This window comes from Nocardia sp. NPDC059229, from assembly GCF_042754165.1.
Lineage (GTDB): Bacteria > Actinomycetota > Actinomycetes > Mycobacteriales > Mycobacteriaceae > Nocardia.
Genome location: NZ_JBHZAK010000027.1, coordinates 1 through 26,507, shown reverse-complemented (window position 1 = coordinate 26,507; position 26,507 = coordinate 1). Strand labels below are relative to the sequence as shown.

The window sequence follows — 26,507 nt, the reverse complement described above, 5'->3', positions numbered from 1 at the left end:
GAAAAGCCGTGAGGTGTCGGCTGAAAAGCCAAGCGCCGCAACTCCTTCCGGGGTTGCGGCGCTGAGTTCGCGGGGTGCGCGGCCTACTTCGACTCTTGCTCGGCGATCTGCTTGCGGACCTCGTCCATGTCGAGGGCCTTCACCTGGGTGACGAGGTCCTCGAGGGCGGCCGGGGGCAGCGCGCCGGGCTGGGCGAAGACGAGCACGCCCTCGCGGAAGGCCATGATGGTCGGGATCGAGCGGATATTGGCGGCGGCGGCCAGGCCCTGCTGGTCTTCGGTGTCCACCTTGCCGTGCACCACGTCGGGGTGCGTCTCCGACGACTTCTCGAAGGTCGGGGCGAAGCTGCGGCACGGGCCGCACCACGATGCCCAGAAGTCGACGAGAACGACGTCGTTGCCGGTGACTACCTCGTCGAAGTTCTGCTCGGTCAGGGTCTGGGTGGCCATGGTTTCCTCTCGTATCGATGTCCCCCGGTCCAACACGGGGCCCACTGGTTATCTTCCCTGGGTGATCGGCCGATCGGTCGTTCAGAGTCGTTCGGTTCCGGAAATGGGCCACTCGTCACGCTGGTCACCGTCCCATCGCCGGATGCCCTCTACGGTAGCCCGGAAGTCCTTGTCCCAGGCCACCGCGTCGACCGCCGCCTCGAGTTGTCCCGGCCGCAGCCGCCGCGCGAGCGTGACGTGCGGCGTCCAGATGTCCGGGCGCACGTTGGCGGGAATGCCCGGGCACTCCTCGATGACGCGGAACAGCCTGTGCTGCAGGGCGATCAGTGGTGCGGAGGGCACCACGGCCCGGACCAGAATGGGCGTGCGTGCGCCGAACACCAGCAGTCCGCCCAGCCGGATCGGAAAGGGCCGAAACTCCTGGCGCGCCAAGACTTTATCGAGTCGCGGCCAGATTTCGGAGGCGACCGCGAGGGTGATGTGCGGCCGGTGCTCGGGCCCGGGCGCGTGCAATCCGATTTCGCGCAGCAGCGCCCACTGCCGCCGCACCTCGGCCTCGGCCGTGACGTCGAGCACCAGTTCCACCGATTGCACCATGGTGTCCCGAACCTACGCCGAGATCTCGAAACATGCGCGGCCGTGTGCCGGAGCGTCGCCGCCGCGGGGGTTGCGCGAGGATGGCTCCCATGAGCGACAGCGACACTCGAGTACGCCTGGGCCTGTTGGAGGGCGACGGCATCGGCCCGGAAATCGTGCGCGCCACCCGGGATGTGGTCGACGACGCCTTCGGGGCCACGGGTCTGCCGCCGGTGGAATGGGTGACGCTGCCGCTGGGACACGCGGCGATCGAGCAGTACGGCAACCCGGTACCCGCGCAGACCCTCGATGGGCTGGCCGAACTCGACGCCTGGATCATGGGCCCGCACGACAGCGCCTCCTACGCGCCCGAGCACCGCACCGGCCTGCCGCCGGCGGGCGCGGTGCGGAAACGCTTCGGGCTCTACGCCAATATCCGCCCGGCCCGCACCCTCGAGGGCGTGCGCTCGGTCGCCCCGGAGATGGATCTGCTGATCCTGCGTGAGAACACCGAGGGTCTCTACGCCGACCGCAATATGGCCGCGGGCTCCGGCGAATTCCAGCCGTCGCCGGATGTGGCGCTGGCCGTCGGCGTGTTCACCCGCCCGGCGATCGAGCGCATCGCGCACCTGAGTTTCGAGATCGCGAGTGAGCGCTCCAAGAAGGTGACCATCGTGCACAAGGCGAACGTGCTGCCCATGACCATGGGCATGTTCCGCGACGTCTGCTACGAGGTGGCTGCGCGGTATCCCGACATCGAGGTCGGCGACGAGCACGTCGACGCGACGGCCGCGCACCTGGTCCGCGCGCCCCAGGACTACGACGTGATCGTCACCGAAAACCTCTTCGGCGATATCCTTTCCGATCTGGCGGGGGAGTTGAGCGGTTCGCTCGGCATGGCGGCGTCGGTGAACTGTTCGGACACGCAGATCATGGCGCAGGCCGTGCACGGCGCGGCCCCCACGCTGGCCGGGCGCAATCGCGCGAATCCGGTGGCGCTGTTCAACTCCGCCGCGGGCATGTTGCGCTGGATGAGCCGGACCCCGCGCTACAGCGCCCTGCGGCGGGTGGGCGACCGGGTGGAACACGCGGTTGCGGATACGTTGCGAGCCGGTGTTGCGACGTCTGATTTGGGTGGGCTAGCCTCTACCTCCGAATTCACCGAGCAGGTGCGCGCCCGGCTGCACCGCTGGTGAGCGCGCACTTCCGGGACCGGGCGTGTTCGGCCACGCGATGGCGTGTCGCCGATTAATGTTCGGTTACCGACCGACACGGACGGTGTCACTCGCTTACATTTCAAACGGCGGGCGACACCCGGATGTCGCGCACCCGAACTGTGGAGGACTGCTGTGTCTGTTCGTAACTCTCTTCGCGGGCGTGTCCTGCGGGCCGCTGTCGTCGTCGCCGGTGGCGCTCTAGCACTGACCGCGTGTACCAGCAATTCCGAGTCCAGCGGCCCCGAAGTGGCCAAGGTCGATGTGACCAAGGTCGACACCATCGCCGCCAAGGTGCCCGCCGACATCAAGTCCTCCGGCAAGCTGATCGTCGGTGTGAACGTGCCCTATCAGCCCAACGAGTACCGGGATCCGAGCAGCGGCAAGATCGTCGGCTTCGACGTCGATCTGATGGACGCGGTCGCCAAGGTGCTGGGCCTGTCGGCCGACTACAAGGAAGCCGACTTCGAGAAGATCATCCCCTCCATCGAGGCGGGCACCTTCAATCTCGGCATGTCCTCCTTCACCGACAACAAGGAGCGCGAGGCTACCGCCGACTTCGTCGACTACTTCTCCGCGGGCAGCCAGTGGGCCCAGCAGAAGGGCAAGCCGGTCGACCCGAACAATGCCTGCGGCAAGCGAGTCGCGGTGCAGCGCACCACCGTTCAGGACACCGACGAGATCCCGGCCAAGTCCAAGGCCTGCACCGACGCGGGCAAGCCGGAGATCCAGAAGGTCGCCTACGACGAGCAGTCCGCCGCCGCCAACGCGCTGGTGCAGGGGCAGGTCGACGCCATGTCCGCCGACTCCCCGGTGACCGCGTATGCCATCAAGCAGGCCGGCGACAAGATCGAGGCGGCCGGCAAGATCTTCGACTCCGCGCCCTACGGCTGGCCGGTCAAGAAGAGCTCGCCGCTCGCGCCGGTGCTGCAGGAAGCCGTGCAGTACCTGATGGACAACGGGCAGTACAAGAAGATCGCCGAGAACTGGGGTGTCCAGGAGGGCGCGATCACCAAGTCGGGCATCAACGGGGCGACGAGCTAAAGAATTATGTCGCAGGACGAGACCAATTCCGCAGCCTCGGCTGCGTCGGCGGTCGCGAGCACCGAGCCCGAGCCGATCAAAGCGATTCCGCTGCGACGGCCGGGCCGGTGGATCGCCGCCGCGATCATTCTGATTGCCCTGGCCCTGTTCGTGTGGGGCGCCAAGACCAACGAGGCGTACCACTGGGACACCTACTTCAAGTACCTGGGTGACAAGCGAATCGCCAAGGGCGCGTTGGTCACTCTGGAACTGACGGTATTCGCCATGGTGATCGGCGTGGTGCTGGGCGTGGTGCTGGCGGTCATGCGGCTGTCGCCCAATCCGGTGCTGCGCTCGGTGGCGTGGGCGTACCTGTGGATCTTCCGCGGGACGCCGGTCTATGTGCAGCTGGTGTTCTGGGGTCTGTTCCCGTCGCTGTACAAGACCGTGACCGTGGGCGTGCCGTTCGGGCCGTCGCTGACGCACTTCGATGTGCAGCACTGGTCCGCGCCGTTCTTCTTCGCCATGATCGGCCTGGGTCTCAACGAGGCGGCCTACATGGCCGAAATCGTGCGCGCCGGGATCAATTCCGTGGGCGAGGGGCAGCGCGAGGCGTCGGTGGCGCTGGGCATGTCGTGGTCGCAGACCATGACCCGCACGGTGCTGCCGCAGGCCATGCGGGTGATCATCCCGCCCACCGGCAACGAGCTGATCTCCATGCTGAAGACCACCTCGCTGGTGACGGCCATCCCGCTCACCACCGACCTCTACGGCCGGGCCCGCGACATCTACAGCATCAACTTCCAGCCGATTCCGCTGCTGCTGGTGGCCGCCACCTGGTACCTGCTCATCACGAGCGTGCTCATGATCGGCCAGTACTACCTGGAGCGGTACTACTCGCGGGGTTCGTCGCGGCAGTTGACGGCAAAGCAGTTGCGCGCCTTGGCTCAGGCGCAAGTCGCCGGCGGAACGGGATAGGTGAACGCTGATATGTCCGAGGACTCGATGTCGTTCTCCAAGGATCCGATTCCGCTCGTCGAGGACGCGCTGCCGCCTTCGAGCGTGCCGATGGTGCGCGCCGACCGGGTCGCCAAGAACTTCGGCGCACTGAAGGTGCTCAAGGGCATCACGCTGGAGGTGAAGCGCGGCGAAGTGCTCTGCCTGATCGGTCCCTCCGGCTCCGGCAAGTCCACCTTCCTGCGCTGCATCAACCATCTCGAGCAGATCAATGCCGGACGGCTCTATGTGGACGGCGATCTGGTCGGCTACCGCGAGAAGAGCGGCAAGCTCTACGAGCTGCACCCGCGCGATGCCGCCAAGCAGCGCCGCGACATCGGCATGGTCTTCCAGCACTTCAACCTGTTCCCGCACCGCACGGCGCTGGAGAACATCATCGAAGCGCCGACCCAGGTCAAGAAGCTCAAGCGGCCCGCCGCGGTCGCCAGGGCCCGGGAGCTGCTGGACCGAGTCGGGTTGGCGGACAAGGCCGATGCCTACCCCGCCCAGCTCTCCGGCGGTCAGCAGCAGCGCGTGGCCATCGCGCGTGCCCTGGCCATGGACCCCAAGCTCATGCTCTTCGACGAGCCCACCTCGGCGCTGGACCCTGAGCTCGTGGGCGAGGTCCTCGGCGTCATGCGAGAACTCGCGGCATCCGGCATGACCATGATCGTGGTGACCCACGAGATGGGCTTCGCCCGTGAGGTGGCCGATCAGCTGGTCTTCATGGACGGCGGTGTCGTCGTCGAGGCCGGCAACCCGCGCGAGGTGCTCGCCAACCCCCAGCACGACCGGACCAAGGCGTTCCTGTCGCGCATTCTGTAGGCGCACAACACGATCAGGGAGCTGTCCCCGGCGGAATTCACCCGAATTCCCCCGGTGACAGCTCCCCGATCGTGTTATTTCCGGAGGAACTCCTCGATGGGGGCGGTCTGGCCGAGGATGGCGTGGCCGACGCCGGGGAGGACCAGGGTGGTCGCGTCCGCGATGGATTGCGTTGTGCGGCGTGCGGTGTCGGCCGACTTGAACATGACGTCGTCTTCGCCGACGATCACCAGGACCGGCATCGTGAGGCTGCGCAGCTGGTCGTCGGTGAAGATCGGCAGCTTGCCCGTGCGCGGAGTGAAGTGAGTGAACGTGAGGGTCACATCGTCCAGGATCTCCGCGTGGTCGGTCAGGTTCAGGCCGGTGACAATGGCCGCGGAGCGGCGCAGGTCGTGATTGCTGAACAGGTGGTCGACCAGGTTCTTGAAGATCCAGCCGAAGCGCTGCTTGCCGATGCCGCCGGGGCACAGCAGGACCAGCTTCGTGACGCGGTCGGGCCGGCGGACGGCGTAGTCCAGCGCGATCCAGCCGCCCAGTGACATGCCGACGAAGCTCGCGGACGAAAGCTGAAGGCCCGCAAGAACATCATCGAGCCACTGGGCGAGCGCCTCGGAGCCGAGGGCCGGCCGCGATTCGGTGCTGCCGCCGGGTTCCCCGGGCAGGTCGACCGCGTAGACCCGGAAGTCCCGTGCCCAGGAGGCGATATCGCCGCGCCAGGCGGAGTTGTTGGAACCGGAGCCGTGCAGCAGGATCACCGGCGGGGCGTCCTGCGGGCCGGACGCGAGCACGAAGGTGTCGCCCTCGCGGGTCGCCAGGTGCAGCTGCTCGGCGGGAACCGGCCACTGCCGCAGGACATCCCGGTAGCGGGCCTGAATGGCGGCGCGGCCGGCCTCGGATTTGTAGATCGCGTTCACGACGCGAGGACTCCTTCCATGTATTCGAGCAGCCGGGCGGTATCGCCCAGGCCGCCGACGAGAATGACCTTCAGGCGGGCGCGTTCGCGGTCGTGGAAGGTCTGGATCCGCAGGGGCTGCCCGTCCGGTCCCCGGGTCGCCGCCGCGCCGGTCAGCAGGGTGCTGACCCGGTCGGCGGTGCCGGGATCCACGGCGTCGATCTCGATGATGGTCGACGCTTCCGAATGCCGGTGCCGGGCAACCGATTCGCGCGGGCTGCCGGGCTCGGGCAGGCCGGTGAAGGCCGCCAGATCGGTGGCGGCGATGCGGTACTGCTTGCCGATGCGGGTGGCGGGTAGCTTCCCGTCGCGCACGTAGCCGCGGACGGTGCGGACATGCAGGCCGAGGCGTTCGGCTACCTCGTCGACGGAGTACAGACGATCTGTCACGAAAACTACCTTAAACATCCCTATCAGTGACTGCAATAGGGAAGTTTAGGTAATTGTGTGATGGTGGATTCGTGGTCGGGGCGTGACGAACGGCTAGGGCTTGACGCGCATCGGCGCCGGATCCTTCCAGCGCGTCAACGCGATGCGGAGCTGTCCGAGTAGGATTTTCGCGGCCGGGCTCAGTGGCCGTTCGGTACTCCAGGCCAGGACCAAACGGCCCCGCATCTCCGGATCGATCTCCAGGGTGCGCACCCCCAGTTGGGCCGCCTCGTCGGCGGGGACGCGCGGGATGACGGCCACGCCCAGCTCGTGCGCCGCCAGCCGGATGAGCAGTGGGGGAGCGGCGGCTTCGAACGCCACATCTGGGACAAGATCTGCTGCGGCGCAGGCATTTTCGAGCAGTCCGCGCAGGCCGGTGCCGCTCGGCAGGCAGATCAGGGGATGGGTGCACAGCTCGGCCAGCGTGATTCGTTCGCCGAAGCCCTCGGCCCCGGCCGCCACCGCCGCGACAATGGCGCTGTCGTAGACGGTTTCGGTGCCGATGCCCGGATCCAGGTCGCCGGAAACGCTGAGTACCCCGATATCCAGGTCACCACGGCGGACCGCTGCGTGCATGGATTCGGAGGTGTCCTCGGTCAGGGAGATGACGATCTGCGGGTGGTCGCGATGGAAGTCGGCCAGCACCTGGGCGATGTCGATCTCCTCGCCGGCCGCGCCGGAGATCAGCCCGACCCGCACGTGCCCCCGCAGCAGCCCGGTGAATTCGTCCACCGTGTGAGTGATGCGCTCGACCTGATCCAGGGCCGCCCGGGCCAGCGGCAGCACCGCCTCCCCGACCGGGGTGAGCGTGACCGAGCGGCTGGAACGGTCCAGGAGCGGTTGTCCCAGTTCGCGTTCCAGCTGGCGGATCTGCGCGCTGAGCCCCGGCTGCGCCAGGTGCAGACGGGCGGCCGCCCGGGTGAAGTTGGCCTCCTCGGCGACCGTCACGAAGTACCGCAGCTGGCGCAGTTCCATAACTGTTGATTCTAGCTACGAGAAAAACTATCTGTTGGAGTTCTTGATCGGAGCCGAGCAGAGTTGGTGACATGACGAAGACAGCGATCACCGAACTGCCCGCCACCACCGGCCCCGTCTTCCAGCCCGGCGACACCGGCTACGACGCCGAGATCGCCGGATTCCAAACCGCTTACAGCCACCACCCTGCCGTGGTCGTCGGCGCGGCCCACGCCGAGGACGTCCGTGCCGCCGTGGAATACGCGGCGCGCCACGGCCTTCCGGTCGCCGTGCAGAACACCGGCCACGGCCTGTCGGTCGCCACCGACGGCGGCGTGCTCATCACCACCCGCCGCATGACCGACATCCGCATCGACGCCGACGCCCGGACCGCCCGGGTGGCGGCGGGCGTCCAGGCCGGAGCTCTGATCGAGGCGGCCGCCGCGCACGGCCTCGCGCCGCTGAACGGCTCGTCGCTCTCGGTCGGCGTGGTCGGCTACACCCTCGGAGGCGGCATCGGCATCCTGGCCCGCGAATTCGGTTATGCCGCAGAGCATGTGCGCGGCATCGAGATCGTCACCGCCGACGGCCGGCTGCGCCGGCTGGAGCCCGGCGACGAGATGTTCGGCGCGGTGCTCGGCACCGGCGGCAATTTCGGGGTGGTCACCGCACTGGAGCTGGCACTGCTGCCGATCACCACGGTGTACGGCGGCCAGCTGCAATTCGACACCCCGCTGGTCGCACCCGCGCTGGAAGCGTGGCGACTGTGGACCCGGGACGTGCCCGAGCAGATGACCTCGGCCATCACCATGATGGCCTTCCCCGACATTCCGGCATTCCCGCCACACCTGCGCGGCCGGTACGTCGCGACCATCAATATCGCGTTCACCGGTTCCGCCGAAGAGGGCGAGCGCCTGGTCGCCCCGCTGCGCGCGGTCGGCGCGCGGATGGCCGACGACCTGCGGGCCATGCCGTACACGGAAAGCCATGCCATCTACCGGGATCCGGAACACCCGCACCCCTACCTGGCCACCAACGCGCTGCTGTCCGACCTGCCCGCCGACGCCACCGACGCCTTCCTGGAGGCCACCGGCCCCGAGTCGCCGGTGCCGGTGATCGCCGGTCTGCGCCACCTGGGCGGCGCGCTGGGCCGCCCAGGGCCGAACGGCATCGCCATGGACCACCGCGACGCCGAGTACATAGCCCGCATCCTGACCATGCCGAACCCGGACAACGCGGACCAGATCGACGACCGGCTGTCGCTCGTGCTGAAGACGCTGCAGCCCTGGACGCTCGGTCAGAACCTGAACTTCCTCTACGGCGGCGGCGATCAGGCCGATGAGGAGCAGACCCGGGCGGGATACAGCGCCGCCACCTACGACCGGCTGTCGGGTCTGAAGGCGAAGTACGACCCGGCAAACCTGCTCCGCAACAACCGCAATATTCGTCCCCACTGACCGCGTCGGATCCGCGCGCGCTCGCCCCGCCACACCTGTCCGTGGCGGGGCGAGCCGCGTTTCCGGGCTTGGCTCGGGCCTGCTTGCGCGCTATCGTCGTGATATCACTTCGATACTAGGAGAGTGTCATGGAGTTGCGTCGAGCCTTCCGGCTGAACGGATTCCTCATGCTGGGGGTCCTGATACTGCTGATCATCGCGATCGCCGTCGAGGCGCACACGCTGAACACCAGGGGCAGCGATGGCGGTTCGTCGGCCGTCCTGGGTGTGGCGCTGGCCGTCACGCTCCTGGCCGCGGTGCTGGCGGCGAGCGGGTTCATCGTGGTGAATCCCAACCAGGCCAAGGTGATCCAGTTCTTCGGTCAGTACATCGGCTCGGTCAGCGAATCCGGTTTCCACTGGGTCACCCCGCTGTCCAGCCGCCGCGGCATCTCGCTGCGGGTCCGGAACTTCGAGACCCAGAAGCTGAAGGTCAACGATCTGGACGGCAACCCGGTCGAGATCGCGTCCGTGGTCGTCTACCAGGTGGTCGACAGCTACAAGGCCGCCTTCGCCGTCGACGACTACGAGGACTTCGTCCGCACCCAGTCCGAGACCGCGGTCCGGCACCTGGCCACCACTCACCCGTACCAGTCCGACGACGCGAACACCGCCAGCCTGCGGGACGGGTCCGAGGTGGCCGGCGAGCTCACCACCGAACTGCGCGCCCGCACCGAGCTGGCCGGCATCGAGATCATCGAGGCCCGCATCACCCACCTCGCCTACGCGCCGGAGATCGCCCAGGCCATGCTGGTCCGCCAGCAGGCCGCCCAGGTGGTCGCCGCCCGCAGCCGCATCGTCGAGGGCGCGGTCGGTATGGTCGGCATGGCCCTGGACCGACTGGCCGACCAGGGCGTGGTCGAACTCGATGAGGAGCGCAAGGCGGCGATGGTGTCCAACCTGCTGGTGGTCCTGTGCGGCGACCGCTCCGCCGCACCGGTCGTCAACGCCGGAACCCTCTACTCCTGATGGTCAAGCGCGAGCCGAAAAAGGTGCTGCTCCGGCTCGATCCGGCGGTCCACGAAGCCATCGCCAAGTGGGCCGCCGACGATCTCCGCAGCATCAACGCCCAAATCGAATTCGCGCTGCGCCTCGCCCTGAAACAGGTTGGGCGCGAACCGAAATAGTCACGACACCACGTTCGAACCGTCGATCAGATAGCCCCCGCCGAGCGGGACCAGTTGCGCCCGCCGCAGCTCGGTCCCGCTCCGGCCGTCGGGATAGCGCACGGTGAGGCGGTAGGTCACCGTCAGCTGCGCCGGATCCGCGGAGACGTCCCAGACCGCGACGGAATCGACTGTGCCCCAGAAGCTCCGGGTCAGGCATTCGTAGAGCACACAGGCCAGCGAGTAGACATCGGCCCGGGCGTCGTAGCCGCCGTGCTCGAGCCGCTCGGGCGCCATATAGGCGAAGGTCCCGACCGCCGCGCCGGCGCTGGTGAGCTCGGTGTCATCGCCGCCGCGCGCGATACCGAAGTCGATGAGGTAGGCGAAATCGTCCGCGGTGGTGAGGATGTTGGACGGCTTCACATCCCGATGCACCAGCCCGGCCCGATGCGCCGCATCCAGCGCGGCCGCGATCTGTGTCGTGCAGGACACCGCCAGCTCCGGGGACAGCGCCCCTTCGGCCGTGAGCCGGGACCCCAGATCCACACCCTCGACCAGCCGCATGGTCCAGGAACAGCCGCCCGTCGATCTCCCCGTAGTCGTGAATGGGAATGACATGCGGTTCGTTCAGCCGCGCCGCCGCCTGCGCCTCCCGGCGGAACCGCGCCCTGTACACCGGATCGTGCGCCAGGCCCGGCGGCAGCACCTCGAGCGCCACGACGCGGTTCGTCCCGGTGTCGTAGGCCCGGAACACCTGCCCCACCCCGCCTGCGCCGAGCAATTCGAGCAGCCGATAGCGGCCGAACGGGCTCTCCTCCACGCCATACCCCCTACTTAGGACAAGGGTACGGCGCACCGCCCTCGGGCGCGCTTCCGGCCAGTGGAAACGGCGGGGCGGGACGCGTTCGCGCCGCGACCGTCAGCGCGGCTTCTCGGTGACGAAAATGGCTGTGCCGGGGAAGATCTCGCCGCGGAGTGGGCTCCACTGGCCCCACTCGCGGTCGAGCCACTCGGGCCAGTCGGGTTCGATGATGTCGGTGAGGATCAGGCCGGCGGCGACGATTTCGCGGACGCGGTCGCCGATGGTGCGGTGGTGTTCGACGTAGGTGGGTTCGCCATCGGAATCGAGTTCGACGTACGGGGTGCGGTCGAAATAGGGGATGGTGGCGCGCAGGCCGTCGGGGCCCGGGTCGTCGGGGAAGATCCAGCGCATGGGGTGGTTCACCGAGAAGACCCAGCGGCCACCCGGTTTGAGGACACGGTGGACCTCCCGCATCACCTGAGCGGAGTCCGCGACGAAGGGCACCGCGCCGAAAGCGGAGCAGGCCAGATCGAAGGACTCGTCGGCGAAGGGTAATTCCTCGGCGCCCGCCTGGATGAGCGGGACGCGGGAGCCGCCCGCGGCCATGGCGGCGAGACCGCGGTCGAGCATGGCGCGGGAGATGTCGAGCCCGACCGGGTGCGCGCCGTGCGAAGCGAGCCAGCGCGAGCAGGGGGCCGAGCCGCAGCCGATCTCCAGGATCCGCTTTCCGGCGATGTCCCCCAGCAGATGCCAGTCACCCTCGTGCAATCCCTCCGGGCACCACACGAATTCGCCGGCGGGGGAGTCCACACCGAGGAAGTCGGCGTGGGTCTCGTGGTAGGCCGCGGCGTCGGCGTCCCACCACTTGCGGCTGGCGCGCTGACTGGACTGCGAGTCGACCTTGGTCCGGGTCACTCCCACCGTCCCGAGCAGGGTGTTGGCTTCGGCGTGCCGGGTATCGTCGGTGGTGACGGAGTGATCTTCGGACATGGGCTCACCCTATCGACCCGCGCGCCGGGACCCATGTTTGCTTGGTACAACACCTGTCGCGTACGCTGTTTTCCGCGAGTGTCTTCTGTACACGGTTTCTCGAGACCGCGTAGAGCAGATAATCGTGCTGTGAGTCCGCATGCTTTTCAGGGCAGCGTTGTGCAGCGTCGCAGCGGTGTGCTGTGCATGACCAACGTTAGTTCCAACGCCTGCTGTTCGCAGCAATACCGAAAGTCCACATGTCCACTACCGACCACAATCCGTCCGGAGCCTCCCAACACATGCCCACCACTGTCACCTCGCCGCAGGTTGCCGTCAACGACATCGGCACTGCCGAGGACTTCCTCGCCGCCATCGACAAGACCATCAAGTACTTCAACGACGGCGACATCGTCGAAGGAACCATCGTCAAGGTCGATCGCGATGAGGTCCTTCTCGACATCGGTTACAAGACCGAAGGCGTGATCCCGTCTCGCGAACTGTCCATCAAGCACGATGTCGACCCGGCCGAGGTCGTTTCCGTGGGCGATGAGGTCGAGGCCCTCGTTCTCACCAAGGAGGACAAGGAAGGCCGCCTGATCCTGTCGAAGAAGCGCGCTCAGTACGAGCGGGCCTGGGGCACGATCGAGGAGCTCAAGGAGAAGGACGAGGCCGTCAAGGGCACCGTCATCGAGGTCGTCAAGGGCGGCCTGATCCTGGACATCGGTCTGCGCGGCTTCCTCCCGGCATCGCTGGTCGAGATGCGTCGCGTGCGCGACCTCCAGCCGTACGTCGGCAAGGAGATCGAGGCCAAGATCATCGAGCTCGACAAGAACCGCAACAACGTGGTCCTGTCGCGTCGCGCCTGGCTCGAGCAGACCCAGTCCGAGGTCCGCAGCGAGTTCCTGCACCAGCTGCAGAAGGGCCAGGTCCGCAAGGGTGTGGTCTCCTCCATCGTCAACTTCGGTGCCTTCGTGGACCTGGGTGGCGTGGACGGTCTGGTGCACGTCTCCGAGCTGTCCTGGAAGCACATCGACCACCCGTCCGAGGTTGTCGAGGTCGGCAACGAGGTCACCGTCGAGGTTCTCGACGTCGACCTGGACCGCGAGCGTGTCTCCCTGTCGCTCAAGGCGACCCAGGAAGACCCGTGGCGTCAGTTCGCCCGCACCCACGCGATCGGCCAGATCGTGCCGGGCAAGGTCACCAAGCTGGTTCCGTTCGGTGCGTTCGTGCGCGTCGAAGAGGGCATCGAGGGCCTGGTGCACATCTCCGAGCTGGCCGAGCGCCACGTCGAGGTCCCGGACCAGGTTGTGGCCGTCGGCGACGACGCCATGGTCAAGGTCATCGACATCGACCTCGAGCGTCGCCGGATCTCGCTGTCGCTGAAGCAGGCCAACGAGGACTACACCGCCGAGTTCGACCCGTCGAAGTACGGCATGGCCGACAGCTACGACGACCAGGGCAACTACATCTTCCCCGAGGGCTTCGACTCCGAGACCAACGAATGGCTCGAGGGCTTCGAGAAGCAGCGTGAGGAGTGGGAAACCCGGTACGCCGAGGCCGAGCGTCGCCACAAGATGCACACCGCTCAGATGGAGAAGATGGCCGCCGACGCCGCCGCCGAGGCTGCCAACGGTGGTCCGTCGAACTACTCCTCGGAGTCGGGTTCGCAGGCTGCGGCTTCGTCCTCCGAGCCGGCCGGTGGCTCGCTCGCGAGCGACGCCCAGCTGGCTGCTCTGCGCGAGAAGCTGTCGGGCAACGCCTGATTCGCTGACACGCGATAAGTGATAGTCGAAGGTCCCCGAGCCGATGGCTCGGGGACCTTCGCTATTCTCGGAAGCGACATGTCCGAATCCGCCATTGAGTCGACCCTGTCGCTCTGGGAGCGCCGCAAGATCGAGGCCATGGGCCGTATCCAGCGGGTAGCGCTGGAGCTGTTCGACGAGCACGGCTATCGGGAGGTCACCGTCGAGCGGGTGGCGGGCGCCGCGGGTGTGTCACCGAGTTCGATCTACCGGTATTTCGCGACCAAGGAGAACCTGGTCCTCTACGACGAGACCGATCCGAAGCTCCTGGAAATCGTGCGGACGGTCGGCGGCGGCGAAACCCGTTCTCCCCTCGACCTTTTGGCGGCCGCGCGGCCGCTCATCCCCGTACTCATCGACGAGATCGTGACCGATGAGGTCGAGTACCGGACCCGGCTGCGCATGGGCTATGTCCGGACCATTCCCGAGGTGAAGCTCGGACAGGCGCAGCAGATGCGGGAACTCGAGGACCAGTTCCGGATACTGCTCGCCGACCGTACCGGCCGCGACCGCAACGACGTGCAGATGCGGCTGGCGGCCGCGATCGCCATCTGGGGTTCCATGGCGGCGCTGGACCATTGGGCCGGAACGGGTTTCGCCGCGCGGCTGCGCGACGTCTACCGCGAAGTCGTCGAATCCATCGTGGTCGCGCTGGAGGCCATGTTCCGCTGACGGCGCGGAGCCGGCAGCCACCAGTTCCAGCGGCCCAGCAGCCGCATGCAGGCCGGGACCAGGATCAGGCGGACGATCACCGCGTCGATGGCGACCGCGACCGCCAGGGCGAAGCCGATCTCCTTCAGCTCCATGACATCCGCGCTCAGGAAACTGGCGAACACCGCGACCATGATGGCGGCCGCCGCGGTGATGGGCCGGGCGGTGCGCTGCAGGCCCTCGGCGACGGCGGTGGCATTGTCGTGGGTGCGCTCCCAGGCCTCCTTCATGCGCCGGATGAGGAAAACCTCGTAGTCCATGGACAATCCGAACAGGACGGCGAAGACCAGCATGGGCAGGAAGACCTGGAGGAAGCCGGCGCTGTGGAAACCCAGCACGGCCTGGCCGACACCGCGCTGGAAGACGGTGACCGTAATGCCCAGGGCCGCGCCGGTGGCCAGCAGATTCAGCAGGATTGCCTCGAGCGCCAGCACGATCGAGCGGAAGGTCACTGTCAGGAACACCAGCGAGGCGGTCAGGACCAGAGTGATGACCCAGGGGAAGCCACGTGAGATCAGCTGCGACACATCGGTGAACATCGCCGGCGTTCCACCCACCAGGACCTCGGCGGACTCGACAGTCGCTGCGCGGGAACGGATATCGGCGATCGGCAGTGCCGCCACGACCAGCAGCGCGATTCCGAGCGCGCCGAACACCACCGGTCTGCCCATCACCAGGTGCGCCCAGCGCGCCCAGGCGCTCGACGCCGCCGTCGATCGGGTCTCGGCCGGGCGCAACCGCGCGGGCAGCGCACCCCGATTGACGGCCGGGCCCAATACGGACAGCAGGGCGGGTAGCAGCGTGAAGGCGGCGGCCAGGGTGCCCGTCACCGCGGTCACCACGCCCAGCGCCACACCATCGAGCATGGGCAGGCCGACCACCGTCAGCGAGCACAGCGAGATCATGACGATGAGCCCGGAGGCCAGGATGGTGCGGCCGGTGGTGTCGAAGGTCGCGCCGACGGCGGCTCGAATCTCCCGGCGAGCCTTGCGATCCCGCACCCCGCGCCGGGTCAGTTCCTCGTTGAATCGGCTCACCAGGAACATGGCGTAGTCGATGGCGGTGCCGGTGCCGATCATGGTCGCCACCGACAGCACGAAGGAGTCGAAGGTCAGCAGACCGGCCAGCCCGAACAGCACGCCCACGGCGAGTGCGATCCCGGCGGCGATGACCGAGATGGGGAGGGTGGCGGCGACGGCCGCGCCGAGCGCCAGCACCAGCACGACCGCCGCGATCGGCAGGCCGATGGCCTCACCGCGCGTAATGTCGGCGGTCTCCATCCGGATCAGTTCGCCCTCGCGGGCGGATCGGCGAGCGCCGGACGGGTCATGGAGGCTCCCACGGTCGATACCTGAAAGTCACTCTCAGGTATGGCCGCCAGCTTAGGCCGACCCGGCAATGGGGTGCAAGTCACTGTCAGGAATCCACGACTGGACTCACTGCGGTTACGAATGGTTCGCTGAGCCGTCACCATTCGAAGGTTGGATGTGAACTGGACGGGCGACCGGGTGCGTTCGCCGCGTTCAATTCCTTTCACTCCTAGCGGGAAGGCACTACCGGAGCATGGGCGTGTTCGCCGGAATCAACAGGCGCGACTTTCTGGCGAAAGCCATGGCCACGGGCGGTGCGGCCTCGCTCGCCGCACTGGCCGGACCGATCATCGAGCGGGCCTACGCCGCGGATCCGGCCGGCATGGGCGGGCTCGGCGACATCGAGCACATCGTGCTGCTCATGCAGGAGAACCGGTCCTTCGACCACTACTTCGGCACCATGTCCGGCGTGCGCGGCTTCGACGACCCGTCCCCGGCCTGGAACCAGTACGGGTACGCGCCCGGCGTCGGCCCGACCGCGGACGGCTTCATCAACCCCTTCCGCCTCGACACCACCCGCGGCGCGACCCTCGACGGCGAATGCATCAACGACCCCGACCACGGCTGGGTCGGCATGCACAAGGCGTGGAACAACGGCCGCAACGACGGCTGGATGCCCATGTCGATCGCCTCGGTCGGCGCCGGAAACGGCCCTGCCGCAATGGGTTACTACACCCAGGGCGACATTCCGGTGCACTGGGATCTGGCCGATGCCTTCACCGTGTGCGACAGCTACCACTGCTCGGTGCTCGGCCCGACCGACCCCAACCGCCTGTACTGGGTCTCGGCGACCATCGACCCGGACGGACTCAATGGCGGACCGCTGCTCGAAACCCCGACGCTGATCCCGCAGAACGTCTACAGCTGGCGGACCATGCCGGAGAATCTCTCCGAGGCCGGGGTCAGCTGGAAGATCTACAACAACCGCGATATCGGCCCACTGTCCTCGGTCCTGCTGGACGGCATGATGGGCTGCTTCAAGCAGGCGGCCGACCCGAATTCCGAACTGGCACGTCGCGGTAAGGCCCCGGCCTACCCGCAGGACTTCGCCGCCGACGTCGCCGCCAACCAGCTGCCGTCCGTGTCCTGGGTGATTCCGCCGCTGCTCAACTGCGAGCACCCGGCACTGCCCCCGGCCTTCGGCGCGGTCGGCATCATGCAGGTGCTCGACATCCTCACCTCGAATCCGGCGGTGTGGGAGAAGACCGCGCTGATCATCAGCTACGACGAGAACGGCGGTTTCTTCGACCACGTCACCCCGCCGACCCCGCCCGCCGGCACGCCCGGTGAGTTCATCACCGTGCCGACCGACAAGAAGTTCGAGGGCGTCACCGGTCCGATCGGCCTCGGCTATCGCGTTCCCTGCCTGGTGGTTTCGCCCTACAGCCGCGGCGGCCTGGTGGCCTCGGAGACCTTCGACCACACCTCTCAGCTGCGCCTGATCGAGCGCCGCTTCGGGGTCGACGTGCCCAACCTGACCGCGTGGCGACGCGGCGTGACCGGCGATATGACCTCGGCCTTCGACTTCGCCTCGGCCCCGGACGCCACGAAACCCGCGTTCGCACCGGCGAATCGGAAGGTCGACGCCGCCGTGGCGCAGTGCGGGCCGAATATCGCCCTGGGCACCGCGACCGTCGGCGCGCCCTATCCGGTGCCGCCGAACTCCATGCCCAAGCAGGATCCCGGCACACGGCGTCGGCCCAGCGGAATCGTGTAGGAGTTCCGGTGCCGCTGGGCGAACGGCCCAGCGGCACCGTGTGGCACGCGCACAGCGGCACCGTGTGACACGCACGCAAAAGGGTGGCTCGGTCCGAATCGGACCGGGCCACTGTGTGTTTCGGGGGAGCGGATCAACTCGGGCGGCGGATCAGCCGGCCGCGCCGGATCAGCCGGCGGTGGCGGGTACCCAGCGCCGCACGACGCGAGACTCGGGCGACCGTTTTCGCTGGGCCGCGACGCTGTGCCGGGCCGGGTTGAGCAGTGTGCTCAGCCAGGAGCGACGGTGCTCGACGAGAGCGGCTGCGACGGCGGGGATCTCGATGCAATGCACGGTGCCCGCCAGGCCCAGACGGTGGCGACCCGTCTGGAGTTTTTTGGTGCCCACTGATGTTCCTTCTCTTGCGTGTTACCGGCCTAAGATCGCCTGCGGCGAACCATAGCCGAACAAAAGTGTGCGTCACCGAATATTGCGCGACATTCACCCCGGCGTGTCGGAATCTTGCCGACAAACGGTCCGTATTCTCCGAAAAAGTTGCGAAACGGTCTCGTGGGTGTCACGGAATGGCCAAGTACTGCACTTGCAGGTGAAACCGCAGACCGGAGGGGGTAACCCTGATGGGCGCGATGACCGGCGCTGATGCGAGACTGAACGAATGTTGCGAATCGGTCTCACCGGAGGCATGGGCGCGGGCAAATCCACCGTGGCCCGTATTCTCACCGAGCGCGGAGCCGTGCTGGTGGACAGTGACGTCATCGCCCGCGAGGTGGTCGCGCCCGGCACCGAGGGGCTGGCGGCGCTGGTCGCGGCCTTCGGTGCGGACATCCTTGCCGCCGACGGCAGCCTCGACCGACCGGCCCTGGCCGCCAAGGCCTTCGCCTCGGACGAGGCCCGCGCCACCCTCAATGGCATCACCCACCCGCTGGTCGGCCGGCGCACCGCCGCGCTCATCGCCGCCGCCCCCGCGGACGGCATTGTGGTGCAGGACATTCCGCTGCTGGTCGAGAACGGCCTCGCGCCCTTCATGAACCTGGTGGTCATCGTGGACGCCGCCGAGGAGACCCGGCTGCGCCGCCTGGTGGAGTTCCGCGGCATCGACGAGGCCGACGCTCGCGCCCGCATCGCCGCCCAGGCCACCGACGCCCAGCGCCGGGCCGTGGCCGACGTGCTGCTCGACAACAATGGCGCGACCGGCGTCATCGATGCCGAGGTGCACCGGCTGTGGGACGAGCGCCTGGTTCCCTTCGAACGCAACCTGCGCACCCGCACGCCCGCCGCCCGGCCGGAACTGCCCGTGGCGGAGGCGAATCCGGAGTGGCCGGCGCAGGCTCGGCGGGTGATCGCGCGGCTCGCCGTGGCGTGCGGCGCGGACGCGCGGAGCATCGAACACGTCGGGCCGACCGCGGTGGCGGGCAAACCGGCCGCGGATGTCCTCGACATCCGGATCACGGTCGCCGATGGCGCCGCCGTGGACGGTCTGCGGGATCGCCTGGCGGACATCGGTTTCCCGCCGGTCGCCGCGGGGGACGCGCTGCTCGCCGCGTCGGGCGTGGATCTTGCGGCGGGGGAGCGGCTGCATGCGAACACCGACCCGGGCCGCCCGGTCAATCTGATCCTCGGCGTCTGACCCGGCCGCCGGAGCCGCCTCGACGGTAGAGGGGCCGTCTGCACCCCTCGGTGCGGACGGCCCCGCTGTCTCCGGGCCTACATCCAGGTCAGCGTAATGCCCTTGGATGCCAGCCAGGCCTCGAAACTGTGGCCGTGCGCGGCGATTCCGTCGATGGTCGAGGTGGCCGACTCGATGGCCTGCTGAGCCTCGGACAGGGTGACGTAGCCGGCGGCGTGCGCGGCCAGCAGCTCGTCCACATCGAGCAGCTCGACCTCGCGGCCCTGGCGGACCACCAGATCCAGGTAGTGGTCGACGGACTTCCACTGCTTCGGGCCGACCTGCGCGAACTCACCGATATCGATGTAGTAGTCCTGGTCGCGCCGGTGCGCGGGGGTGAAGTGGAACACGGTGGCGCGGATGGACACCGTTGGCAGCAGCCAGGATTCGATGTAGTGGAACTCGGGATGGTCGGAGGTGCGGGCCATGTACATCCCCCATGGCTCGACCTGGTACCGCTCCACCTGCCGCACGAAACCCTTGGGATCGATATTGGTGAGCTCGTCGATATTGAAGTACTCCACCTTGGGTCGGTGCAGATCTACCGCGGGTGCCCGAGTCATGCCATTCAGCATCGCGTGTCGGGCGGCGGTCGTCCAGGGGAGCGGATGTCGCGTCGCCGACAGATTGCTGGAATCCGGCGCCGACCGGCACGAATTTTCCGAAAACACAATCTGAAGCGGTGATGTTTCGCTAATGTGCGGCTGCGCCGTTTCGTCGCGCACGACACTCGCCGCGCCTGGGCGGGTGCCTCAACCCAAGGGAAGTACTGCATGAACGCACACACAACCCGTGCTCGCCGGGTCGGCATGGGATTGACGACCTTCGGCGCGGTGGCCGGGACCGTCGTCCTGGTCGCTCCGCAGGCCGGTGCCTGGCCGTCCAATCTGGAGGTCTCGGGCTCCACCCACAATGTCGGCTGCTCCTACACGCTCACCGCGAGCGTCGAGGTCGACCGCCTGACCTCGGTGTCGTTCACCGACAATGGCGTCGAGCTGACGGGCAGCCCGGTGTCGCCCTCGTTGCTGAGCAACAAGGTCACCATCAACTGGACCCCGAGCACCGCCGGTTCGCACGAGCTGAAGGCCACTCAGACCCTCATCTCGAAGTCGATCACCGTGCAGGTGGATCCGGCCAGCAGCTTCGGTAGCTTCGGCTGCGGCCTCAACGGACTGCTGCCGAGCCTGTCCGGCTAGTCGGAGGACGGACAGACCCGTTCGAACCCGCCCGGTCCGTGCCGCACGGACCGGGCGGGCTTGTCTCTACAGCCAGCTGAGCGTGACGCCCTGGCCGGCCAGCCAGCGGTCGACATCGTGACCGCAGCCGGCGATGCCGTCCACCACGGCGGTGGCCCGCTCGATGGCGAGATGGGTGCGCGCGGTGTCGAAATGCCCTGCGGCATGGGCGCTCAGCAGTTGGTCGATGCCGACCAGCTCGGGCGCCTGGCCCCGGCGCGCCACGACGTGCAGATAGTGGCTCTCGGCCCGCCACTTCTTGGCCTCGCACGGGCCGTACTCGCCGATGTCGAGGTAGTAGGTCTGGCTGCGATCGTGGCCGGGCCGCAGATGGTAGACCGTGGCGCGCAGCGTGAGCTCGGGCAGCAGCCAGGACTCGATGTAGTGGAAGCGTGGATTGTCCACTGTCCGTTCGACATACAGACCGAACGGTTCTGCATGTAAACGCTCCACGGGGTGGAGAAACCCGCGATAATCGGTCCACGACAGATCCGCGAGATTGAAGTATTCGAGTCTTGGGCGATGCGGAGACACCGGAGGGGTGTTGCCGATCGTGCCGTTGGGGTGTGCGCCATTGGTGGAATTCCGCTGTGGCGTATGCAGACCGGTCATCGCCCTGCCTCTTCTCGAATCGTGCGACCAGCGAGCTCAGAGTACACCCGGGAACCGCGATTCAAACCGTCGTGAACCGACTGAGATCTACGCGACACCGGCGGCGCGAAAACCCTTGGGGTAACGGGCAATTCGGACATTGGAAGTCCTTTACCGAATTGTTTGCGGGACTAGAGACTTCGTGCCGCGGGTGGGATTCGGGAATGCGGCGTTGAGGTGGGAGCCACCGCTCCGCGAAGGCGTCGCCCGGCCCCGGGCGGCTTCGCAGGTCCGCCCAGGGCGAACGCGGCAGCGCTCGCGGCTTACTTGTCGGTGGCGGGTCCTAGGCTGGGGACATGGCGTTTGCAACCGAGATCCCGGACGACCTGCCGCTGGCTCATTCCGAGCACCGGCCCATCGGCGACGTCGAGCGCGTCGACGGGCAGTTCCAGGTCGTCAGCGAGCATCGGCCGGCCGGTGACCAGCCCGCCGCCATCGAGGAACTCGAGCGGCGCATCCGGGGCGGCGAGAAGGATGTGGTGCTGCTGGGCGCCACCGGTACCGGTAAGTCCGCCACCACGGCCTGGCTGATCGAGCGGTTGCAGCGGCCCACGCTGGTCATGGCGCCGAACAAGACCCTGGCCGCGCAGCTGGCCAACGAGCTGCGCGAGATGCTGCCGAACAATGCGGTCGAGTACTTCGTCTCGTACTACGACTACTACCAGCCCGAGGCCTACATCGCGCAGACCGACACCTATATCGAGAAGGACAGCTCGATCAACGACGATGTCGAGCGGCTGCGGCACTCGGCCACGTCGAGCCTGCTCTCGCGGCGGGATGTGGTGGTGGTGGCGTCGGTGTCGTGCATCTACGGCCTCGGCACGCCGCAGTCGTACCTGGATCGGTCGGTGCAGCTGGAGGTCGGCACCGAGATCGATCGCGATCGGTTGCTGCGCCTGCTCGTGGATGTGCAATACACCCGCAATGACATGTCGTTCACCCGCGGTAGTTTCCGGGTGCGCGGCGACACCGTCGAAATCATCCCCTCCTACGAGGAATTGGCGGTGCGCATCGAATTCTTCGGTGACGAGATCGAGGCGCTCTATTATCTGCACCCGCTCACCGGTGATGTGGTGCGTCAGGTGGATATGGTCCGGATTTTCCCGGCCACCCACTATGTGGCGGGCCCGGAACGCATGGAGCGGGCCGTGCGGGATATCGAAGCGGAGCTCGACGAGCGGCTCGCGGATTTGGAGAAGCAGGGTAAATTGCTGGAGGCGCAACGACTTCGGATGCGCACCCAATACGACCTGGAGATGATCAAGCAGGTCGGTTTCTGCTCGGGTATCGAGAATTATTCGCGGCATATCGACGGCCGTGCCGCCGGAACCGCGCCGGCCACGCTGCTGGATTACTTCCCCGAGGATTTCCTGCTCGTCATCGACGAATCGCATGTGACCGTGCCGCAGATCGGCGGCATGTACGAGGGCGATATGTCGCGCAAGCGAAACCTGGTGGAGTACGGCTTCCGGCTGCCGTCGGCGGTGGACAACCGGCCGCTCACCTGGGAGGAGTTCGCCGATCGGATCGGGCAGGCGGTGTACCTGTCGGCCACGCCCGGCCCGTACGAATTGGGCCAGACCGGCGGCGAATTCGTCGAGCAGGTCATTCGGCCCACCGGCCTGGTGGATCCGCAGGTGGTGGTCAAGCCGACCAAGGGGCAGATCGACGATCTGGTGCACGAGATCCGGCTGCGCACCGAGCGCGACGAGCGCGTGCTGGTCACCACGCTGACCAAGAAGATGGCCGAGGACCTCACGGACTATCTGCTGGGACTCGGTGTGCGCGTGCGCTATCTGCACTCGGAGATCGACACCCTGCGCCGCGTCGAATTGCTGCGGCAGCTGCGGCTGGGCGAATACGACGTACTGGTCGGCATCAACCTGCTGCGTGAGGGACTGGACCTCCCCGAGGTCTCACTGGTGGCGATTCTCGATGCCGACAAGGAAGGCTTCCTGCGTTCGTCCACCAGCCTCATCCAGACCATCGGCCGTGCGGCGCGCAATGTCTCGGGCGAGGTCCACATGTACGCGGACAAGATCACCGACTCCATGCGCCACGCCATCGACGAGACCGAACGCCGCCGGGCCAAGCAGATCGCCTACAACGAAGAGCGCGGCATCGACCCGAAACCGTTGCGCAAGAAGATCGCCGACATTCTCGACCAGGTGTATCGCGAGGCCGAGGAGACCGAGGTCGAGGTGGGCGGCTCGGGCCGCAATGTCAGCCGCGGCCGCCGTGCCCAGGGCGAGCCCGGCCGGGCGGTGAGCGCCGGTGTCTACGAGGGCCGTGATGTGAAGAACATGCCGCGCGCCGAACTGGCCGACCTGATCAAGGACATGACCGCGCAGATGATGAACGCGGCCCGTGAGCTGCAGTTCGAGCTGGCCGGCCGCCTCCGCGACGAGATCGCCGATCTGAAGAAGGAACTACGCGGCATGGACGCCGCCGGCCTGTCGTGAGAGAAAGCCTGCGGCGCAAGGACCTTCGGCGGGCAGATGACGGGCCGGCCGCGCGACCGACGGCAATGCCCCTTGTCATGACCACATGCTCTTGGCCGGGATTCACGGCAAATCGGTTGGATCCCAGCCGAACGCATGCGCGGATGACGGACAAGGCTCCGCGCCCGGCAGATGGTCCACCGGGCGCGGGAGTCGCTTTGTCAGGCCTGCTGGGCCATCCACTCGTTTACCCGGCGTTCGGCCTCCTCCCGGGAGACGTCCTCGACCCGCGTCATGACGATCCAGCGGTGGCCGAACGGATCCATGACCCGGCCGAAGCGGTCGCCGGTGACGAAGGTGGCGGGTTCGGCGACGAAGCGGGCGCCGTTCTCGGAGGCCAGCTTCGAGACGGCGTCCACATCCGGGCAGTAGTGGACGACGCTGGTGTGGACCCAGTCGTCGGCGGGGGCGCGCAGGCCCTCGTCGGGGATGGGCATGCCGACCTGGATGGTGGAGTCGCCGATGAGGAGTTCGGCGTGCGCGGCCTGGCCGTCGGGAAGATCGTTGCGGCTCAGCACCTTCGCGCCGAAGACGGTGGAGTAGAACTCGATGGCCGCATTGGCGTCCGGGACGGCCAGGAAGCAGGTGATGGAGTGGTAGCCCTCGGGGATCGGATTCACTGCGTTGCTCATGCGCACCACTCTCGCCGCCGCGGCGGCGATGGTCTTGTAAGAAAGCGACAGGCGCGATGAACAGCGGAAACACTGCCGGGGGAGTCGGTGGAAGCACTGCCGGAGCCCGGTTTTCGCCGCAGCCGGTGCCGCCGCCGGAGACCGCCAAGGGCATTCTGCGGCCCCGTCAGCAGAACCAGGCCAACAACCACTCCCGGCTGCCCGCGAGCCCACGGGTGTCTCGCTATGTCGAGTGGTACTGGGCGGTGCGCTGGGATCGCCGGGGCCAGCCGCCCTTCCAGGCCGAGGTGCTGTCGTACCCCTGCGTGAACCTCACCTTCGAGCGCACCCACGAACGCACCGGCGCCTTCGTCACCGGCGTGTGGACCACCAAGTACGTGCGTGAATTGGCCGGGGAGGGCGAGACTTTCGGGGTCAAGTTCCGGGCCGGCGGCTTCGGCGCGTTCACGGGCCTGGACGTCGGGGCACTCAGTGATACCTCGGTCCCGGCAACCGATATCTTCCCAGCGACCGACGCCCTCTCCGAGGCCGTGCTCGCGACCGCCGATGCCGAACGCCGCCGGGACCTGATCGAGGATTTCCTGGTCGAGGTCCGGCGCGAGGAGGCCGGTGGGGGCGACGAGACCGCCTACCGCCAGGTGCTGGCGATCATCGAGGCCATGGAGCATGATCGCGATCTGACCCGGGTCGACCAGGTCACCGAGCGTTTCGGCATTCCCGTCCGGACCCTGCAGCGGCTGTTCCGCCGTTATGTCGGTGCGGGCCCGAAGTGGGTGCTGCGCCGCTATCGCCTCCAGGACGGCGCACATCTGCTGGCCGAGGGCCGCACCTCGGACCTGGCCGCGCTGGCCGTCGAGCTCGGCTACTTCGATCAGGCGCACTTCTCCAACGAGTTCGCCAAGGAGATCGGACTGCCTCCGCTCGAATACGCCCGCATCTCGCTACCATCCTGATAACTGCTGGTCCGGGAATAATGTCAGTACCCACGAAGTTGGTTGCCATGTCACCCAATGGCATATCGATCATCGAAGGAGCGGGCTATGGACGTGCTGGTATTGATCGGGCGGATCCTGTTCGCACTGCTGTTCCTCGGCTCGGGCTTCGGGCATTTCGCGCAGCGGAAGACGATGGTGCAGTACGCGCAGTTCAAGGGCGTGCCCATGGCCGAGTTGGCGGTGCCCGCATCGGGTGTGCTGCTGCTGGCCGGTGGGCTGAGCGTGCTGCTGGGCGTCTGGGCCGACCTGGGCACGCTGCTGCTGCTCGTCTTCCTGGTGCCGACCGCCCTCCTCATGCACCCCTTCTGGAAGGAGACCGACGCGGAGGCCAAGCAGACCGAGATGGTGCACTTCAACAAGGACATCGCGCTCGCGGGCGCCGCGCTCATGCTGTTCGCCTTCTTCGCCCACACCGGCGAGGATCTCGGATTGACGCTCACCGGACCGCTTTTCAGCCTCTGATCCGAACCGGGCGCGTTAGTATTGCGCGTCATTGATCGGCCGGAGGGAAGAGGATCGCATGTCCATCCTCAGCGCGATTCTCGGCTGGTTGTGGGCCGAATATCGCGAGCTGTGAGGTAAGGCCAAGTCACTGTTTCGCGGGCCGTTCGTTGTGCGATGTCACAACGAACGGCCCGCGGCCGGTCCGGGGGATATCGGGCTTGTGACGAATCTCCCAGGGAGGCAACACCGTTGGCATATTGTGGGCCACGTCGCGGCGCTTGGGAAATTCGCTGGTAGCCGAGGCCGTCTTCGCGGCGGGAACCGGAATGTGTCCGGACCCGATCACGCCACGGAAGTGTGATGTGTTGCGATATCGAATATTTCCGCCGGTTATGCCGCTATTGTCAGGCGAAGTTGCCGCGGTGAAAACCCCACTGTCGAGGATTCCGCGGCCCCGACCCTTGTACTTGGAGGAGAAATGACCGCCTACCGGACGATCGTCGTCGGTACCGATGGCTCGGACTCGTCGTACGTCGCCGTCGAGCGGGCCGCGGCTCTGGCCGGCGACGAGGGCGCCACGCTGTACATCGCCTGCGCGTATTTCCCGACCGACGACCGCGATGTGGCCGCGGCCGCGGACGTGCTGAAGGACGAGGCCTACCAGGTGCGCGGCTCCGCGCCGACCAGCGAGATCCTGCGCGTCGCGCGGGACAAGGCCGTCGCCGTCGGCGCGGTGAACGTGGTGGAGAAGGCCGTCGTCGGCGAGCCCGTCGAGTCTCTGCTGGACCTGGTGAAGGAGGTGGAGGCCGACCTGCTCGTCGTCGGTAACCGTGGCCTCAACACCCTGGCCGGTCGCCTGCTCGGCTCGGTGCCGTCCGACGTGGCGCGCAAGTCCCGCTGCGATGTGCTGATCGTGCACACCGTGCGCTGAGCGAACCTCCGTTCCGAGAGAGCGGACTCCTGTTTCAGCGAAGCGGCCGAGCCCATGTG

The 26,507-nt window shown here is 67.3% G+C and carries 26 protein-coding genes and 2 pseudogenes; 16 read left to right on the top strand and 12 right to left on the bottom strand.

Going from position 1 to position 26,507, the window contains the following annotated elements; genetic code table 11:
- Positions 1 to 83: 83 nt before the first annotated feature.
- Both trxA and ACFXHE_RS38465 read right to left on the bottom strand, forming a co-directional pair.
- On the bottom strand, positions 84 to 449 hold the full coding sequence (gene trxA / locus ACFXHE_RS38470) for a thioredoxin (RefSeq protein ID WP_120739276.1): 366 nt from the start codon (positions 447 to 449) through the stop codon (positions 84 to 86).
- A gap of 81 nt (positions 450 to 530) precedes the next feature.
- Entirely contained in the window at positions 531 to 1,046 is a 516-nt protein-coding gene (locus ACFXHE_RS38465; protein ID WP_379389776.1) for a 2'-5' RNA ligase family protein, read from the bottom strand.
- Between the two features lie 89 nt (positions 1,047 to 1,135).
- Between ACFXHE_RS38465 and ACFXHE_RS38460 the strand changes: the two genes are divergently transcribed.
- From ACFXHE_RS38460 to ACFXHE_RS38445, 4 genes are all read left to right on the top strand, one after another.
- A complete protein-coding gene (locus tag ACFXHE_RS38460) occupies positions 1,136 to 2,221 on the top strand; it encodes an isocitrate/isopropylmalate dehydrogenase family protein (RefSeq protein WP_379389775.1) in 1,086 nt (361 codons plus the stop codon).
- A 153-nt stretch (positions 2,222 to 2,374) separates the two neighbouring features.
- A complete protein-coding gene (locus ACFXHE_RS38455) occupies positions 2,375 to 3,283 on the top strand; it encodes an ABC transporter substrate-binding protein (RefSeq protein WP_379389773.1) in 909 nt (302 codons plus the stop codon).
- Between the two features lie 6 nt (positions 3,284 to 3,289).
- Complete coding sequence (locus ACFXHE_RS38450) at positions 3,290 to 4,240, top strand: amino acid ABC transporter permease (protein ID WP_379389771.1); 951 nt, start codon at positions 3,290 to 3,292, stop codon at positions 4,238 to 4,240.
- 90 nt (positions 4,241 to 4,330) lie between these two features.
- Positions 4,331 to 5,083, top strand: a complete 753-nt coding sequence (locus ACFXHE_RS38445) for an amino acid ABC transporter ATP-binding protein (protein WP_379389882.1) — start codon at positions 4,331 to 4,333, stop codon at positions 5,081 to 5,083.
- Between the two features lie 74 nt (positions 5,084 to 5,157).
- On the opposite strand, the gene ACFXHE_RS38440 is transcribed toward ACFXHE_RS38445, so the two are convergent.
- The 3 genes from ACFXHE_RS38440 to ACFXHE_RS38430 form a co-directional block, all read right to left on the bottom strand.
- On the bottom strand, positions 5,158 to 5,997 hold the full coding sequence (locus ACFXHE_RS38440) for an alpha/beta fold hydrolase (protein WP_379389769.1): 840 nt from the start codon (positions 5,995 to 5,997) through the stop codon (positions 5,158 to 5,160).
- Complete coding sequence (locus ACFXHE_RS38435; protein WP_379389768.1) at positions 5,994 to 6,425, bottom strand: helix-turn-helix domain-containing protein; 432 nt, start codon at positions 6,423 to 6,425, stop codon at positions 5,994 to 5,996. The genes ACFXHE_RS38440 and ACFXHE_RS38435 overlap by 4 nt, the downstream gene beginning before the upstream one ends.
- A 93-nt stretch (positions 6,426 to 6,518) precedes the next feature.
- Positions 6,519 to 7,439: a LysR family transcriptional regulator gene (locus ACFXHE_RS38430; RefSeq protein ID WP_379389766.1), complete on the bottom strand. Its 921-nt coding sequence runs from the start codon at positions 7,437 to 7,439 to the stop codon at positions 6,519 to 6,521.
- A 71-nt stretch (positions 7,440 to 7,510) separates the two neighbouring features.
- Between ACFXHE_RS38430 and ACFXHE_RS38425 the strand changes: the two genes are divergently transcribed.
- From ACFXHE_RS38425 to ACFXHE_RS38415, 3 genes are all read left to right on the top strand, one after another.
- Positions 7,511 to 8,875: an FAD-binding oxidoreductase gene (locus ACFXHE_RS38425; RefSeq protein ID WP_379389764.1), complete on the top strand. Its 1,365-nt coding sequence runs from the start codon at positions 7,511 to 7,513 to the stop codon at positions 8,873 to 8,875.
- A gap of 128 nt (positions 8,876 to 9,003) precedes the next feature.
- On the top strand, positions 9,004 to 9,882 hold the full coding sequence (locus tag ACFXHE_RS38420) for an SPFH domain-containing protein (RefSeq protein ID WP_379389762.1): 879 nt from the start codon (positions 9,004 to 9,006) through the stop codon (positions 9,880 to 9,882).
- Positions 9,882 to 10,040: a hypothetical protein gene (locus ACFXHE_RS38415; protein WP_196054659.1), complete on the top strand. Its 159-nt coding sequence runs from the start codon at positions 9,882 to 9,884 to the stop codon at positions 10,038 to 10,040. Before ACFXHE_RS38420 ends, ACFXHE_RS38415 begins: the two co-directional genes overlap by 1 nt.
- A gap of 189 nt (positions 10,041 to 10,229) precedes the next feature.
- On the opposite strand, the pseudogene ACFXHE_RS38410 reads toward ACFXHE_RS38415, so the two are convergent.
- Positions 10,230 to 10,839, bottom strand: a pseudogene (locus ACFXHE_RS38410) (serine/threonine-protein kinase); the annotation flags it as partial.
- Between the two features lie 99 nt (positions 10,840 to 10,938).
- On the bottom strand, positions 10,939 to 11,811 hold the full coding sequence (locus ACFXHE_RS38405; RefSeq protein WP_379389760.1) for a class I SAM-dependent methyltransferase: 873 nt from the start codon (positions 11,809 to 11,811) through the stop codon (positions 10,939 to 10,941).
- A 281-nt stretch (positions 11,812 to 12,092) separates the two neighbouring features.
- Here ACFXHE_RS38405 and rpsA point away from each other — a divergent pair, with 281 nt between their 5' ends.
- Positions 12,093 to 13,556, top strand: coding sequence for a 30S ribosomal protein S1 (gene rpsA, locus ACFXHE_RS38400; RefSeq protein WP_040856871.1), 1,464 nt, complete (start codon positions 12,093 to 12,095; stop codon positions 13,554 to 13,556).
- Positions 13,557 to 13,634: 78 nt separating this feature from the next.
- Entirely contained in the window at positions 13,635 to 14,267 is a 633-nt protein-coding gene (locus ACFXHE_RS38395; RefSeq protein WP_379389758.1) for a TetR/AcrR family transcriptional regulator, read from the top strand.
- On the opposite strand, the gene ACFXHE_RS38390 is transcribed toward ACFXHE_RS38395, so the two are convergent.
- Positions 14,213 to 15,586: an MMPL family transporter gene (locus tag ACFXHE_RS38390; protein ID WP_379389757.1), complete on the bottom strand. Its 1,374-nt coding sequence runs from the start codon at positions 15,584 to 15,586 to the stop codon at positions 14,213 to 14,215. The two genes, ACFXHE_RS38395 and ACFXHE_RS38390, sit on opposite strands and share 55 nt — an antisense overlap.
- A gap of 283 nt (positions 15,587 to 15,869) precedes the next feature.
- Here ACFXHE_RS38390 and ACFXHE_RS38385 point away from each other — a divergent pair, with 283 nt between their 5' ends.
- Complete coding sequence (locus tag ACFXHE_RS38385) at positions 15,870 to 17,393, top strand: phospholipase C (RefSeq protein ID WP_379389755.1); 1,524 nt, start codon at positions 15,870 to 15,872, stop codon at positions 17,391 to 17,393.
- Positions 17,394 to 17,561: 168 nt separating this feature from the next.
- Here ACFXHE_RS38385 and ACFXHE_RS38380 read toward each other — a convergent pair whose 3' ends face one another.
- Positions 17,562 to 17,780, bottom strand: coding sequence for a hypothetical protein (locus ACFXHE_RS38380; protein ID WP_379389753.1), 219 nt, complete (start codon positions 17,778 to 17,780; stop codon positions 17,562 to 17,564).
- Between the two features lie 268 nt (positions 17,781 to 18,048).
- Here ACFXHE_RS38380 and coaE point away from each other — a divergent pair.
- Positions 18,049 to 18,999 (top strand): annotated as a pseudogene (coaE, locus tag ACFXHE_RS38375) (dephospho-CoA kinase); the annotation flags it as partial.
- A 98-nt stretch (positions 19,000 to 19,097) separates the two neighbouring features.
- Here coaE and ACFXHE_RS38370 read toward each other — a convergent pair.
- Positions 19,098 to 19,622 (bottom strand): DUF402 domain-containing protein, encoded by a 525-nt coding sequence (locus ACFXHE_RS38370; protein ID WP_354846143.1) that lies wholly within the window; start codon positions 19,620 to 19,622, stop codon positions 19,098 to 19,100.
- 210 nt (positions 19,623 to 19,832) lie between these two features.
- Here ACFXHE_RS38370 and ACFXHE_RS38365 point away from each other — a divergent pair, with 210 nt between their 5' ends.
- Entirely contained in the window at positions 19,833 to 20,255 is a 423-nt protein-coding gene (locus ACFXHE_RS38365; protein ID WP_354846146.1) for a hypothetical protein, read from the top strand.
- Positions 20,256 to 20,321: 66 nt separating this feature from the next.
- Here ACFXHE_RS38365 and ACFXHE_RS38360 read toward each other — a convergent pair whose 3' ends face one another.
- Positions 20,322 to 20,699 carry a DUF402 domain-containing protein gene (locus ACFXHE_RS38360; protein ID WP_379389751.1) on the bottom strand — a complete coding sequence of 126 codons (378 nt, stop codon included), beginning with the start codon at positions 20,697 to 20,699 and terminating at the stop codon, positions 20,322 to 20,324.
- A gap of 542 nt (positions 20,700 to 21,241) precedes the next feature.
- Here ACFXHE_RS38360 and uvrB point away from each other — a divergent pair.
- Complete coding sequence (gene uvrB / locus ACFXHE_RS38355) at positions 21,242 to 23,407, top strand: excinuclease ABC subunit UvrB (protein WP_379389749.1); 2,166 nt, start codon at positions 21,242 to 21,244, stop codon at positions 23,405 to 23,407.
- Positions 23,408 to 23,607: 200 nt separating this feature from the next.
- On the opposite strand, the gene ACFXHE_RS38350 is transcribed toward uvrB, so the two are convergent.
- On the bottom strand, positions 23,608 to 24,078 hold the full coding sequence (locus ACFXHE_RS38350) for a VOC family protein (protein ID WP_379389747.1): 471 nt from the start codon (positions 24,076 to 24,078) through the stop codon (positions 23,608 to 23,610).
- Positions 24,079 to 24,134: 56 nt separating this feature from the next.
- Here ACFXHE_RS38350 and ACFXHE_RS38345 point away from each other — a divergent pair, with 56 nt between their 5' ends.
- The 3 genes from ACFXHE_RS38345 to ACFXHE_RS38335 all read left to right on the top strand — a co-directional run bounded on the left by ACFXHE_RS38345 (position 24,135) and on the right by ACFXHE_RS38335 (position 26,448).
- On the top strand, positions 24,135 to 25,031 hold the full coding sequence (locus ACFXHE_RS38345) for a DUF6597 domain-containing transcriptional factor (protein WP_379389745.1): 897 nt from the start codon (positions 24,135 to 24,137) through the stop codon (positions 25,029 to 25,031).
- A gap of 87 nt (positions 25,032 to 25,118) precedes the next feature.
- Positions 25,119 to 25,535, top strand: a complete 417-nt coding sequence (locus ACFXHE_RS38340; RefSeq protein ID WP_379389743.1) for a DoxX family protein — start codon at positions 25,119 to 25,121, stop codon at positions 25,533 to 25,535.
- A gap of 460 nt (positions 25,536 to 25,995) precedes the next feature.
- A complete protein-coding gene (locus ACFXHE_RS38335; RefSeq protein ID WP_354846161.1) occupies positions 25,996 to 26,448 on the top strand; it encodes a universal stress protein in 453 nt (150 codons plus the stop codon).
- The last annotated feature ends 59 nt before the right edge of the window (positions 26,449 to 26,507 follow it).

What these genes read in the sequence shown, in the direction of transcription:
- ACFXHE_RS38390 (WP_379389757.1), bottom strand. Translation starts at nt 15,586, where the DNA reads ATGGAGACCGCCGACATTACGCGCGGTGAGGCCATCGGCCTGCCGATC.
- rpsA (WP_040856871.1), top strand. Translation starts at nt 12,093, where the DNA reads ATGCCCACCACTGTCACCTCGCCGCAGGTTGCCGTCAACGACATCGGC.
- ACFXHE_RS38425 (WP_379389764.1), top strand. Translation starts at nt 7,511, where the DNA reads ATGACGAAGACAGCGATCACCGAACTGCCCGCCACCACCGGCCCCGTC.
- trxA (WP_120739276.1), bottom strand. Translation starts at nt 449, where the DNA reads ATGGCCACCCAGACCCTGACCGAGCAGAACTTCGACGAGGTAGTCACC.
- ACFXHE_RS38350 (WP_379389747.1), bottom strand. Translation starts at nt 24,078, where the DNA reads ATGAGCAACGCAGTGAATCCGATCCCCGAGGGCTACCACTCCATCACC.
- ACFXHE_RS38465 (WP_379389776.1), bottom strand. Translation starts at nt 1,046, where the DNA reads ATGGTGCAATCGGTGGAACTGGTGCTCGACGTCACGGCCGAGGCCGAG.
- ACFXHE_RS38340 (WP_379389743.1), top strand. Translation starts at nt 25,119, where the DNA reads ATGGACGTGCTGGTATTGATCGGGCGGATCCTGTTCGCACTGCTGTTC.
- uvrB (WP_379389749.1), top strand. Translation starts at nt 21,242, where the DNA reads ATGGCGTTTGCAACCGAGATCCCGGACGACCTGCCGCTGGCTCATTCC.
- ACFXHE_RS38395 (WP_379389758.1), top strand. Translation starts at nt 13,635, where the DNA reads ATGTCCGAATCCGCCATTGAGTCGACCCTGTCGCTCTGGGAGCGCCGC.
- ACFXHE_RS38460 (WP_379389775.1), top strand. Translation starts at nt 1,136, where the DNA reads ATGAGCGACAGCGACACTCGAGTACGCCTGGGCCTGTTGGAGGGCGAC.
- ACFXHE_RS38445 (WP_379389882.1), top strand. Translation starts at nt 4,331, where the DNA reads ATGGTGCGCGCCGACCGGGTCGCCAAGAACTTCGGCGCACTGAAGGTG.
- ACFXHE_RS38420 (WP_379389762.1), top strand. Translation starts at nt 9,004, where the DNA reads ATGGAGTTGCGTCGAGCCTTCCGGCTGAACGGATTCCTCATGCTGGGG.
- ACFXHE_RS38385 (WP_379389755.1), top strand. Translation starts at nt 15,870, where the DNA reads ATGGGCGTGTTCGCCGGAATCAACAGGCGCGACTTTCTGGCGAAAGCC.
- ACFXHE_RS38370 (WP_354846143.1), bottom strand. Translation starts at nt 19,622, where the DNA reads ATGACTCGGGCACCCGCGGTAGATCTGCACCGACCCAAGGTGGAGTAC.
- ACFXHE_RS38415 (WP_196054659.1), top strand. Translation starts at nt 9,882, where the DNA reads ATGGTCAAGCGCGAGCCGAAAAAGGTGCTGCTCCGGCTCGATCCGGCG.
- ACFXHE_RS38345 (WP_379389745.1), top strand. Translation starts at nt 24,135, where the DNA reads ATGAACAGCGGAAACACTGCCGGGGGAGTCGGTGGAAGCACTGCCGGA.
- ACFXHE_RS38430 (WP_379389766.1), bottom strand. Translation starts at nt 7,439, where the DNA reads ATGGAACTGCGCCAGCTGCGGTACTTCGTGACGGTCGCCGAGGAGGCC.
- ACFXHE_RS38365 (WP_354846146.1), top strand. Translation starts at nt 19,833, where the DNA reads ATGAACGCACACACAACCCGTGCTCGCCGGGTCGGCATGGGATTGACG.
- ACFXHE_RS38335 (WP_354846161.1), top strand. Translation starts at nt 25,996, where the DNA reads ATGACCGCCTACCGGACGATCGTCGTCGGTACCGATGGCTCGGACTCG.
- ACFXHE_RS38405 (WP_379389760.1), bottom strand. Translation starts at nt 11,811, where the DNA reads ATGTCCGAAGATCACTCCGTCACCACCGACGATACCCGGCACGCCGAA.
- ACFXHE_RS38450 (WP_379389771.1), top strand. Translation starts at nt 3,290, where the DNA reads ATGTCGCAGGACGAGACCAATTCCGCAGCCTCGGCTGCGTCGGCGGTC.